Annotated in this window: 13 protein-coding genes and 1 pseudogene; 10 read left to right on the top strand and 4 right to left on the bottom strand. The window is 46.2% G+C overall.

The genetic code is table 11. The features are described from left to right. Positions 1-80 precede the first annotated feature (80 nt). Positions 81-1,460: a phosphoglucosamine mutase gene (glmM, locus tag HQRW_RS00155; protein WP_014554968.1), complete on the bottom strand. Its 1,380-nt coding sequence runs from the start codon at positions 1,458-1,460 to the stop codon at positions 81-83. A gap of 237 nt (positions 1,461-1,697) precedes the next feature. Between glmM and hisA the strand changes: the two genes are divergently transcribed. The 5 genes and pseudogenes from hisA to HQRW_RS00180 all read left to right on the top strand — a co-directional run bounded on the left by hisA (position 1,698) and on the right by HQRW_RS00180 (position 5,133). Further along, on the top strand, positions 1,698-2,435 hold the full coding sequence (gene hisA / locus HQRW_RS00160) for a 1-(5-phosphoribosyl)-5-[(5-phosphoribosylamino)methylideneamino]imidazole-4-carboxamide isomerase (protein WP_014554969.1): 738 nt from the start codon (positions 1,698-1,700) through the stop codon (positions 2,433-2,435). A gap of 167 nt (positions 2,436-2,602) precedes the next feature. After that, positions 2,603-3,229 (top strand): imidazoleglycerol-phosphate dehydratase HisB, encoded by a 627-nt coding sequence (gene hisB / locus HQRW_RS00165; protein ID WP_011570323.1) that lies wholly within the window; start codon positions 2,603-2,605, stop codon positions 3,227-3,229. 203 nt (positions 3,230-3,432) lie between these two features. Next, a complete protein-coding gene (locus HQRW_RS00170; protein ID WP_014554970.1) occupies positions 3,433-3,936 on the top strand; it encodes an ACT domain-containing protein in 504 nt (167 codons plus the stop codon). A 149-nt stretch (positions 3,937-4,085) separates the two neighbouring features. Then, positions 4,086-4,439 (top strand): annotated as a pseudogene (locus tag HQRW_RS00175) (RNA-guided endonuclease TnpB family protein); the annotation flags it as partial. Between the two features lie 13 nt (positions 4,440-4,452). After that, on the top strand, positions 4,453-5,133 hold the full coding sequence (locus HQRW_RS00180) for an IMPACT family protein (RefSeq protein ID WP_014554971.1): 681 nt from the start codon (positions 4,453-4,455) through the stop codon (positions 5,131-5,133). A 461-nt stretch (positions 5,134-5,594) separates the two neighbouring features. Here the strand turns inward: HQRW_RS00180 and upp are convergent, their stop codons facing one another. Both upp and HQRW_RS00190 read right to left on the bottom strand, forming a co-directional pair. Continuing rightward, on the bottom strand, positions 5,595-6,275 hold the full coding sequence (gene upp, locus HQRW_RS00185; RefSeq protein WP_014554972.1) for a uracil phosphoribosyltransferase: 681 nt from the start codon (positions 6,273-6,275) through the stop codon (positions 5,595-5,597). Between the two features lie 138 nt (positions 6,276-6,413). Then, positions 6,414-6,596, bottom strand: coding sequence for a hypothetical protein (locus tag HQRW_RS00190; protein ID WP_014554973.1), 183 nt, complete (start codon positions 6,594-6,596; stop codon positions 6,414-6,416). A gap of 152 nt (positions 6,597-6,748) precedes the next feature. On the opposite strand from HQRW_RS00190, the gene HQRW_RS00195 reads away from it, so the two are divergent. Next, complete coding sequence (locus HQRW_RS00195; RefSeq protein ID WP_014554974.1) at positions 6,749-7,096, top strand: YozE family protein; 348 nt, start codon at positions 6,749-6,751, stop codon at positions 7,094-7,096. 106 nt (positions 7,097-7,202) lie between these two features. Further along, on the top strand, positions 7,203-7,421 hold the full coding sequence (locus HQRW_RS00200) for a hypothetical protein (protein WP_014554975.1): 219 nt from the start codon (positions 7,203-7,205) through the stop codon (positions 7,419-7,421). Positions 7,422-7,466: 45 nt separating this feature from the next. On the opposite strand, the gene HQRW_RS00205 is transcribed toward HQRW_RS00200, so the two are convergent. Beyond that, positions 7,467-8,786, bottom strand: a complete 1,320-nt coding sequence (locus HQRW_RS00205; RefSeq protein ID WP_014554976.1) for a CobW family GTP-binding protein — start codon at positions 8,784-8,786, stop codon at positions 7,467-7,469. A 149-nt stretch (positions 8,787-8,935) separates the two neighbouring features. Here HQRW_RS00205 and HQRW_RS00210 point away from each other — a divergent pair, with 149 nt between their 5' ends. The 3 genes from HQRW_RS00210 to HQRW_RS00220 all read left to right on the top strand — a co-directional run bounded on the left by HQRW_RS00210 (position 8,936) and on the right by HQRW_RS00220 (position 12,118). After that, positions 8,936-9,232 (top strand): hypothetical protein, encoded by a 297-nt coding sequence (locus tag HQRW_RS00210; protein ID WP_011570332.1) that lies wholly within the window; start codon positions 8,936-8,938, stop codon positions 9,230-9,232. 8 nt (positions 9,233-9,240) lie between these two features. After that, entirely contained in the window at positions 9,241-10,224 is a 984-nt protein-coding gene (locus HQRW_RS00215) for an ArsA family ATPase (protein ID WP_014554977.1), read from the top strand. A gap of 88 nt (positions 10,225-10,312) precedes the next feature. After that, the gene (locus tag HQRW_RS00220; RefSeq protein WP_014554978.1) at positions 10,313-12,118 is read left to right on the top strand and encodes a carbon starvation CstA family protein; all 1,806 of its coding nucleotides are present in this window, start codon (positions 10,313-10,315) and stop codon (positions 12,116-12,118) included. Positions 12,119-12,186 lie beyond the last annotated feature (68 nt).

Here is a 12,186-nt window from a genome sequence, read left to right on the forward strand (position 1 = left end):
TATGATAATCGATAATCAATCTGAATATATTAGTTATCTGTCATTGTGACACGCCGTTTGATAGAGGGCTTCATTTGATGCTATCCAATATCATCAGTAGCGTCATACAATTTACCTGCAGCGTCATCAGCAAGGTTTTGTGCTTGAGTCTGTTCTGTTGCTTCTGCGTACACCCGTATTACCGGTTCTGTTCCTGACGGTCGAATAAGCACCCATGCGTCACCATAATCAAGCCGATACCCATCAATCGTGTTTGGTGTTACATCAGCTTCCTCTGCAAACTCCTCCGCACCTCTCATTAACGCCTCTAGCTCTTTCTCAGAACCATGTTCAATATTGATTCGGGCGTTTGCATACTTAGTATATGGCTCAATGATACTACTCGCTGGCTGTTCACAAATTAACCGCAGGAACTTCGCTCCGATATATGCTCCATCACGAACCAACCGGAACTTCGGAAAAAATATACCTCCGTTACCTTCGCCAGCAACTGGAACTGACACTCCGGATTTCTGTAATTCCTGAATCCTTGTAATAATATTTGTTGACCCAATTGGGGTTAGTTCTAGTGTAGCGTCAACACGGTTACATACGTCAACAAGGCGTTGTGATACATTTACCGCAGCAACGGTTGCGCTATTGCTATCAAGTTCAGCCGCGGCAAGTGCAGCAAGTGATGCCTCACCGGCGATTTGTTTCCCTTGTTCATCAATGAAGACAGCGCGGTCGGCATCACCATCGTGTGCAATACCAATATCGGCGTTCGAGGCGGTCACAAGCGACCGAAGCGCAGTAAGATTTGAAGCGATTGGTTCAGACGGGCGACCAGGAAAATGACCATCCGGTGTTGCATTCACCGTCACGACATCGCATCCAAGTTTACGAAAAAACTGTGGGCTGGTCAGACATCCTGCTCCATGTCCTGGATCAATAGCGACAGTAAGATTAGCATCTGCAATTGCCTCACGAGACCCATCTTGTTCAAGTGCAGTGAGCAACTTATCGATATATTCAGTATTGACCGTTTCAGTCCGCGTTATCGATCCTATATTATCCCATGATGCCGGTGTAAAATCCTCGTTGAGTACACATGCTTCAATCCGTTCGAGCCCCTCAACCCCAATCTCAACCCCAGTTTCTCCGATGAGCTTCACTCCATTATACTCCGGTGGATTATGTGATGCGGTGATTACTATGCCAGGGCGATCAGTTTCACCGGCATAATGGACCACACTAGGAGTTGGAGTCACTCCAAGTCGTATGACATCAATCCCGACACTTGTAAGCCCACTCACAGCCGCATTCACGAAGGACTGACTGCTTGTTCGAGTATCACGTGCGATGATAGCCTGATTAGCCTCCCATACCGTCCCAGCCGCCTTCGCGACTTGTAGTACGAGTTCAGGTGTTATCCCCTCCCCAACAACCCCTCGAGTGCCACTCGAACCGAACAGCTTCATATCTCAGTGCTCATGTGCCGACCTAAAAGCGATTGCGGACTATGACGTAATCTAACGATTATTTATAGACCAACGATCACATCCAGTTTCACCCTGGTGAACCACCTCGGGGTCAAGCGTCGGGCTATTCGCCTTGTCTGTTGATAAAATAACCTGTGGTGCTTGGATTACGATATAATACATCTTTTATCATTATCGGTGTATTTAGGTTTCAGTCAAATCAACATTCATGCGTACATGTCCACGCTGTTCGAGTCATTTGAGGTTATTCCAGCTGTAGATATGCAAGATGGCGATGTTGTTCAACTCGTACAGGGTGAACGGGGGACAGAGACACGATATGGCGATCCTGTTGTCGCAGCAAAGCAATGGGTTGAGGCTGGTGCCAAGACACTTCATCTCGTTGATCTGGATGGTGCTTTTGAGGGTGACCGAATGAATGCAACTGCTGTTGACGCGATCATTGACGCTGTTGATATTCCCGTTCAACTCGGTGGAGGGATCCGAACGGCTAATGATGCCGCTTCACTACTCGATCGCGGTGTCAACCGAGTGATTCTCGGTACTGCAGCTGTCGAAAATCCTGATCTTGTCGCTGAACTCGCCGAGTCATATCCAGGTCGTATCATTGTGAGTCTTGATGCTGCAGATGGTGAGGTTGTTGTCTCAGGATGGACAGAGTCGACTGGCATTGACCCTGCAGTCGCTGCGGCTCGATTTGCAGATTATGGTGCTTGTGGTATCTTATTTACCGACGTTGATGTCGAGGGGAAACTTGCGGGAATTCAATCAAGTGTCACTGCCCGTGTCATTGATGCAGTCGATATCCCTGTTATTGCCTCTGGCGGTGTTGCATCACTTGATGATATCCAGACACTGCATATGACCGGCGCGGCAGCAACTGTGGTCGGCACTGCCCTATATGAGAATAAATTCACGCTTGCAGATGCAATGGAAGTGTGTGAATCTGATTAACGCAAAATTATCTGAGATAGACTCATACTGCGTTGACTCCTTGTCTATATACACTGCATCGAAGTATCCCCCAACATTCCAGATGAGTCGACAGTTATCTAACCTCCACAGCTTATATCAAATAAAAAAGACGGAACGATGATACAGGCGGATAACGAAATTAAGGTATGACTGAGGATACGGAAACATCATCAACCGGTGCAGGTGCAGATGATCGAACAGCCGCAATTTCACGTGAGACCGCCGAGACCACAATCAACGTGACACTCGCAGTCGATGGTGATGGAGAAGCAACGGTCGATACAGGAATTGGATTCTTCGATCATATGCTTGAAACGTTCGCAAAACACGGACTGTTTGATCTGACTGTCCGCTGTGATGGCGACCTCGATATTGATGATCACCATACTGTTGAAGACGTTGGGATTGTTCTTGGCAAGTCATTTAATAATGCACTTGGTGAGAAGCGAGGAATTGTCCGCTATGCTGATCGCTCAGTTCCACTTGATGAAGCGGTCGCGACAGTAATAGCTGATATTAGTGGTCGCCCACACTTCGAGTTTTCAGGTTCATTCTCACAACCGCAGATCGGCGGATTCACCAGCGACATGGCACGCCATTTCGCTTATTCATTCACAATGCACTCGGAAATAACACTTCATGCGTCTATTGAAGGAATAAATGCACATCATGAGGTCGAAGCATTATTTAAATCACTCGCGCGAACGCTCGATGAAGCAACACAACTCGACCCTCGACGGGGTGATACCCCAAGTACGAAAGGTGAACTATAATCCTATCAGGATCGGTCGAATCGAACTTAGATATTGAGCTATACTATATCAACTAACTCTTGACCCACCTGCTCTTGAAATGTTTCTCCCTACTGTCTTTTCGCCTGCTGACTGGATTCGAGAACATTATTTATAGACAAAATATAGGTCACCTATAGGCGCCCTACACTAGTTCTTTTGTGCACCCCTACAGAGTGAATAATATGTTTGATGAGATTATGCAGAAATTTGAAGAAAGCCCAAGCCAGCAGGCTGTCATCCGATTGCTTCTTCAACGGGGATTCTCTGTCAATGATGAGGGTCGGGTTGTTTCTGGTGGAATCGAAATTCCAAACACGGGCATTGCCCGCGAAATTGACGTTGATCGCCGGGTCGTTGACTCAACTACAACGGCAATTCTTAATGATGATGAGTTAAGACGTATTTTCCAAAATATTTCCTCAATTCCAAGCCTAATGGACCTTGCTCCTGTGCTTAATCTTTCGGCACTCATTGTCGAAGTAAATAACGCCGATCAACCTGGACTCGTTGCTGCCATTGCCACCCGTCTTGCCGACCGAAACATTTCAATTCGCCAGACAATTAGCGAGGATCCTGAATTTACTGATGATCCAAAGTTATATATTGTCACCGATGATCCAATTCCTGGTGAATTAGTAAATGAGCTTACCGAACTCTCATTCGTTTATCGAATTTCACTTGCGTGAATTACAAAGAATCGAGGAGAAAGTCTCACATTTTACCGTTGAGATGAATCCGACACTACCCTTCACACTCTACCGTTCGATGACACAGCTAGATATTCCACACTGTGTCAATACATATCTTCAAATAACTTTGTCTATATGGGCTACGCATGGCGGAACAGGTCGTTACTCGCACCTACACTGCGTCCATACAGAACCAGTCTCAGATGCAAAACCATCTTAATTTACTCGGGTTCGCCATTTTGAATCCTTGGAACGTCGGACGGTGGGTATACAGTCGCATCTGGGATGAAATTGATCGCATTCCCAACCACAACGAACTTATCATATATCTCACAACCCACGAACGCTATGATGATTTGCATTCTCAGTCAAGTCAGCAAGTTCTTCAAGAACTCGCTGAGGCGTTCACCGGTCGGTGCGGCAAACAACGCAACGGAGACATAAAAATGAACCCGCCCGATTACCGCAAACACGGCGACAAGCACCCGCATTCCACGGTTCCGTAAATATATCATGACCGACCCATCTCCCTCTTCAACCAATGATGGCACTCAGTCATTCCGAACGGTGCAAACTCGTGGAAGTGTCTCTTTCAGTATCCGTGGGTCAGAGTTTATTGGGGTGGTCGCTCCTGTTAAAACAGTCGCTGAAGCTGAAAACTTCATTAATATGATTCAAGAAGAATATACTGATGCGACGCATGTCGTTCCTGCATACCGTGTACCTGACAGAACTAATACTACAACAACAAAAATAGACACTGAATCTGCTATTGGGTCATTTTTGCGAGAATATCAATCCGATGACGGAGAGCCAGCAGGCTCAGCGGGAAAACCGGCACTCAATGTTCTCGTTCAGGAAGAGCTTCGAAATGTCGTTACAGCGGTAATCCGATATTACGGCGGAACAAATCTTGGGATTGGAAGACTCACACGAGCATACAGCCGTGCTGTTTCTGATGCAATTCAGGGAGCAGATGTCGTCGAAAAAAAGCCACATGAATATATCACCATCACAGTTGAGTACGATGACTCTGGGACCGTTCGTCGTCTCCTGAGGAGCGCTGATATTGAATTTGAAGCATCATATGATACTGTTGTTACCTTCTCTGTCGATGTTCCAACCAACAAGACAGCAACGCTTTGTGATCAGATTCAAAGTGCAACAAGCGGACGGGCAACGATTGATACATAGCTGCCTCTCTGAGCTCAAATTAAACGCTAATTGATCATGAGAGTATCATTTGAGAGATCTATTTAATATAATACTATTATGTGAATATTACCCACAGTAGTAATCAATTATCCAATTGTGGGGCGATTCAGTTGCTTCGATTCGATAGTAGACCAACAGACGAATACGACACTCTAAGTGAAACAGAGGGGTTGCTCTACACCTGACACCCTCCTCTGCGTGAACGCGGGGGAATCCCACGGCACTGCAGCGCTGCGCTGAGTTGGGAGTTTCAGGTGCAGATTCACAGACTGCCAAACTCACGCACCGTGGGAATCGGTAGGCACCCAGGGAACGGACAACCTCTTAAGAACGGGTTTCTGCCCCGAAATTCTATGAGTTTTTCCAGGAGTCACCACTCAATCCATCATAATATATTCAATAGAATAAATTGAATACGTTATATCACATCTTGAAGTGATCTAGACCGTCCGAAAGGCTCGATCCCCTGCATCCCCTAATCCAGGGACGATATATCCCTCATCATCAAGATAATCATCGATTGCAACAGTCAGCAGATCTGCGCTTGGGAACTCTGATCCGACGTGGAGAAGCCCTTCTGGGGCTGATACTGCTGAGAGCACAAAGAGATTCTTTGGTTTACTTTCTGCGGCATCATTAACATGATCCAACACTGCACACATCGTTGATCCGGTCGCAAGCATTGGATCTGCGACCACAACAGTGTCATTAGCAGTAATTTCTGGTAACTTAACATAATCAATGGTAATTGGAAACATACCGTCTTTATTCATCCCAGCGGCCTCATCACGTCCTGCGCTGATTACACCCTGCTTCGCGCGCGGGAACGCCTTTAATAGTCCCTCAACAAATGGTGTTGCGGCTCTGAGAACATTGACAATAACAATATTATCAAGTCCACTTACTTGCTCTCCGGTTGTCTCTGTTAATGGTGTCTGAACGTGCGCATACTCAGTTTCCATCGCGCCGTCGATAATCTCATATCCACAGATCCGCCCAAGCTTAACCAGTCCCTTGCGGAAAGCAACCTGTTCTGTTTCAATGTCTCGAAGTTGCGAGAGGGTGTCCTTTGCAAGTGCATGTGTGATAAGATACGCGTTGTCTCGATCTTCAATAGGCATCCTGACCAAATCCGGATTGCCCATCATCATAACTCCCGGGGTTATTTTGCTCATTATCTATCCTCACTTTATCAAACAGATGCTCTGACTTTGCGTCCAGGCACAATACCATATCGTGCCCTCAGGATATGTCGATGTTCACATAACAATTGCGTATGTCACGGCTGCAATGATGAGTGTTAGTGTGACTACGTTTATCAGCGAGAACGTTGCAATCTCTATGAAGCTCAGACCCCAGATAATCCCGGTTCCAAAAACTGCAGAGAGTATAATGTTCATCGCGAAGAGTACTCGCGGGTCTCCGTCTGAACGTTTCTCCATACGTGAAGCATAATGGTATGGGTACTTATGTTATTGCGTCACCTTGCCGACCCGCGTGTGAACTAAAACGCCAGCTTTTATTTGGAATACATATTGAGATATGAAATCTCACTAGACAACTTTATGACACATCTCTGGTTAGTTACAACTACATGAAAAAGTCATATTATGAGTATCTCATCACAAACCGTCATGGTGAGACAGTGGATCCGGTTCCATTTATTGTAATCACTGGATCAACCTGGTTATTATGTCTTTCATTCGGACCATTGTATCTCGATTTATTCGGAATACCATGGACCCAAGGTCTCCTTACTTGTGCAATACTTGCAGTAATTGCTTCATCGTGGGCATATCGGCGTTTTGTCTGGACCGTTGATCCAGCGGTACAAGATAGCCTCCCTGCTGGCATTCGATTTCATCGCCTCTGCCTTGGTGGAGTTATCTTTGGGACGATACTTATTATACTTGCATTTATCGCTGCTGTGATGATTGCCTGATGAGACGGTGTAATGTGCTCTCATGAGCGTTACTTCGAGCGCTTGTGTATTCTGTCTGGACGAGCGAGCGAGATTTATACCTCCCTCACAAATATAATAGATAATCATGGGATTGATTAGTACTCTCATCGACACGTTTGAAGCCTCAACAGAATCACCAAACCGGGGAACAGATAATTCGTCTCGAGGGGCATACTGGTGTCATGACTGCAATGAGCGGATTCCTGCAAGTGATATTGATGAAATGAAAACGCCGAATTGTCCGGAGTGTGATAATGAAATGACACTTGAACGCTCACCAAGTTCAACCGGGTGTGCCTGCTAGTCAGATCTAAATCTGGGATATTCTGTCAGGTTGATTCTTTTCGCACTATTGCATTGTTGGTCCAGTGAGAGTGAGTTCTTCATCAGGATCCGTCGGGAACTGTTCAAGCCCACACAATGAATTATTCTTTTCAAATTCTGTGTCAGTAACAATGGCGTCATCAAGTTGAGCAATCAGCGCTTCTGTATCAATATCATACCCGATGAAAACTAGTCCCGTCCGTCGGTCACCCCATTCCTCATCCCACTCAAACTCAAGTTCAGAGCGATTATTCCGATATGCATCTTGTTCAAACTCGGGCAGACTTGCTATCCATCGACCGGTCACTGAGATAATCGCTGATGGGCCTGCTTGACTGAACGTTAGCTGTGCTGTTTCTCGTCCAGCAACCCAGAGATGACCTTTTGACCGGACAACGGCTGCCGGAAGATTACTCAGTACGGTAGCAATACGACTGGGATGAAACGGTCTTCGCCGTTCATAGCTGAAAGAGCTAATCCCATACCTATCTGCTGGATGAGTATGGCTATGATCATGTTCATGATCATGATTGTCTCTACTCGCATGATTCTGGCTGTGAGTATCCTGTACGCTCTGTTTTATTTGCTCATCGTGTGTTGTGTTCAATATTTGTTTCCATCCTGCTCGCTCTGCGGCTGTTGCTGGGTCGAACCGATTGATTCCAAGTATTATTGCTGGATCAACCTTGCTGTACGTTGTTGTGAGAATTCTCGCATCCGGTCGGAGTGTCTCGATAATTTCATTGACATTTGTCTGCTGTTCATTATCAACGAGATCAGTCTTATTTATGATGACTACATCCGCAAACTCAACCTGCTCGACAAGCAGTGAGGAAAGTGGTCGTTGATTATCATCAACATCATCATTGCTGGTATTTTTGAGTACTTCATCATCCGATGCGTTACCTTCATCAACAATATCTGAAAACTGATACGCGTCAACAACAGCAACAATAGCGTCGATCTGATATCGCGCAGCCGCCGAAGAGCCCCCAGTGAATAACCGCGCAACGGGTGCTGGTTCGCTAATCCCAGATGGTTCGACTACAAGATAATCAAAGGAATATTCGCCTGCAAGTTGGACAACAGCGCGTTCAAGATCATCACGAAGCTCACAGCAAATACACCCATTTGAGAGCTCAGCAATAGCATCATCTGTCTCCGTGAGTGCAGACTGTTCGGCTATAAGATTAGCATCCACATTCAACTCACCCATATCGTTGACTAATACGGCAATAGAGCGATCATCTGATTTCGTAAGCAATCGATTGAGTAAGGTCGTCTTTCCAGCGCCAAGACTTCCAGTTAAGATTGTTACAGGAGTTTCTATCGAAGTATCCGACATAGCATATATTTACACCATGGTCACTTGAGCATGCGTCTATAGATATTCACTATCCACTATTCAGTTAGATACCCTACTTACCATCATGGTATACCTTTCAGATGTCTTAACCCAGAGATTCTTGACTAGTGAGTATCTATAGTGAATATATGTCACTTTCGACCACGATAGAACGGTACCGAGCGGAGCTTCGACATTGGCTACGCGGGCTTTATCATGGGCTCATCACACATCCCGCGTATGAAAAGGTTGAAAAAGAGGCTGAGGATACTGAAGATACATTTATGCTCGCATGCTTCCCTGAAGCGTTTGGTATTCCATCGCCGGTATCATATTATACCGCAGAACTGCTCCCATATCTTGAAGATGAATTTGATGCATGGGAAAGACGAATGTGGAATCGAGGATCGCTACTTGAACGAAAAGGTCAGCAATATCACTTCTAAGATACCTCATGCGCACTCACGTATTTTTTGGCGGCAAAGGCGGTGTTGGCAAAACCACTGTTTCATCGGCATATGCACTAAAATGTGCACGCACTGGTATTGATACACTCATTGTATCGACAGATCCAGCACACAGCATATCAGACGTCTTTGATCAGAACTTCACTGATGAACCGGCTGCTGTTGAAAGGGTTGATAATCTCGATGCAATGGAAATCGACCCTGAGGCTGAGACTGAGCGACATTTAATGGAGACAAAGCGAGCATTGAGTGACCAGGTAAGCCCTGCGATGGTCAATGAAGTGGATCGTCAAATTGAGATGGCACACCAGACGCCAGGCGCGTATGAAGCAGCACTCATGGATCGCTTCATTGATGTGATGCGGAATTCTAATGAGTACGATCGTATTGTTTTTGATACATCTCCGACGGGTGGAACGCTTCGATTGCTTTCACTTCCTGATATGCTCGAGGGATGGATTGATCGACTAGTATACAAGCGCGAGCAATCGATTGATCTGTATGAGCGTGCTGCAATCGGGAATGAGGAACCACGTCGTATAATGGATGGTGACCCGATTCTCGATAGACTCACAACACGAAAAGAACGATTTGAATTCGCTGGTGAGACGCTTCGGACAAATGCAGCTTTTTTCCTTGTTGCAAATCCTGATGAGTTATCTATTCGAGAGACGCAGCGTGCCATCGATGAACTCCAATCATATGACCTTGAGGTTCGTGGACTTGCAGTGAATCGGCTCACACCCGAACCTGACCCTAATGAGAATGGTCGTGGAGCGCGTTTTCTTCGTGATCGAGTTGCAACAGAGCGTGAGCGCTTAAATGAACTTCATGAGAATATTGACCCACCAGTCGTTGCTGAAATTCAAACTCGGGTTTCAGAAGTAAAAGGTACAATACTTGACACAGTTGCGGAGGAACTGGCAATTGATGTCGATCAGGTATCACCCGATACTGTCTCATCAGGATAGTCTGTTTTTAAGCCGTCCTATGTATTGAATCATCAATCGTTAGCATTATACCGGAACGTTACATTATAAATCCTTGAGGACTTAACACATGGTTCAAATTATTTGGCTTGTTGTGGCAGTAATGGCACTGTTCACTGTTGGGTATCTTGGATACTCAAAATATCTTTCACAATTCGTCGATCTCGACGATAGTCGCGAAACACCGGCACATAAGTATGAAGATGGACAAGAATACGTCCCATCAGCAAAACCGGTTTTACTCGGACATCATTACTCAAGCATTGCTGGTGGTGCGCCAATCGTTGGTCCAATCACCGCTGGAGTTCTCTGGGGGTGGGTCCCAGCACTTGCATGGATTGCAATCGGCAATCCACTGATGGGAAGCGTTCATGACTTTGTCTCACTGTCAGCCAGTCTCCGACATGAAGGAAAATCAATTGGATATATTGTTGGTGAGTATGTTGGTGAACGAGGCAAAAACATGCTCTTGTGGTTCGCATTCTTGACCATCATTCTCGTTGTCGCTGTTTTCGCCTTGGTCGTTGCAATTGTGTTTAATGCATACCCACAGGCAGCGACTGCAAGTTTGATATATATCGGTCTTGCCGTCCTGCTTGGTGCATGGCTCTACCAATTCGATCTTCCATTTATTGCCGGAACAGCTATATTCGTCAGTTTGATGTTCGTCGGCGTTTGGGTCGGTATTCAGTACCCGCTTGCGCTCGTTCCCGGTGATTACCCTGCACAGACGATTGTCCTGTTAGGCTCACAGCCATCCTGGCTTCCAGCCGCAGGTGCGTTCGGTGCGAACACTGCAGCATGGATTCCGATTGTGCTGATTTATGGCGCTATTGCAAGTGCGCTTCCAGTATGGACCCTTTTGCAGCCTCGTGATTATCTTTCATCATTCCTACTCTACACTGGTGTTGGCGGAGCCCTCTTAGCTGTCATTGTAGGAACCGTTCTTGGAACCGCGAACCAACCACTCACAACCAATCTTGCCCCATTCTATGGATTTATTGGACAGAACGGTGCACCACTGTTCCCGCTTCTGTTCATTACGATTGCCTGTGGAACGATTAGCGGATTTCACTCACTTGTTTCATCAGGAACAACAGCAAAACAAATTAGCCGTGAAAGTGATGCTCGGGCAATCGGGTATGGTGGTATGCTTGGTGAGGGGCTTCTTGCGACAGTTGCACTTGTCACCGTTGCGCTCGTTGCACCTGATGTTGGCGGTGGAATCGGTCTTGCACTTCCAACATTTGCGACTGGTGGAGGCATCTTACTCACTAGTTTTGGTATCCCAACAAGTTTCGGTGCTCCATTCATGGCGTTAGTCCTTGTGAGCTTCCTTCTCACTTCGACTGATACGGCAGTTCGCCTGGGTCGATACATGATGGAAGAGATCATTGGAACGCCAGAATCATCGGTTCAGTCCTTTGCTGCTGATCGTTATGGGAATGCAGCAGTCCAAACTATTCCTGCATATGTCCTCATTGCGAGCGGATCGTGGGCAACGCTGTGGCAACTCTTTGGTGGTGCGAATCAACTTCTCGCAGCACTTGCACTTCTCACTGCGACTGTCTGGCTTGCTAACTGGGATGAGTCAAAGCAGCTACTCAGCACCGGCGGTCCAATGGCTGTGATGGTTGGTATCACTGTTTCAGGACTTCTTTGGCTTGCTTTCTACAGCAATATTTACACCAAATTCCTTAATGATGCATGGATGGCTGAGGCGACTATCGTCCAGATACTGTCTGCAGTAGCACAGATTTCACTAGCGTTTGTGCTCATCTATCTTGGACTCTCACTTGTGAGGATGGGCTATGAAAATGTCCAGAACGTTCGCGAAGGCGATGGAACCGGTGCATTCTCACTCAGCGATGACTGAACATAATTAAGCTATTTGGATAACCAAACATCCTAAATTGCCTGTTCGCTGCTTTTTTAATTCATTAC

Origin of the sequence: Haloquadratum walsbyi C23 (assembly GCF_000237865.1) — an archaeon.
In the GTDB taxonomy this organism is placed as follows: Archaea; Halobacteriota; Halobacteria; order Halobacteriales; family Haloferacaceae; genus Haloquadratum; species Haloquadratum walsbyi.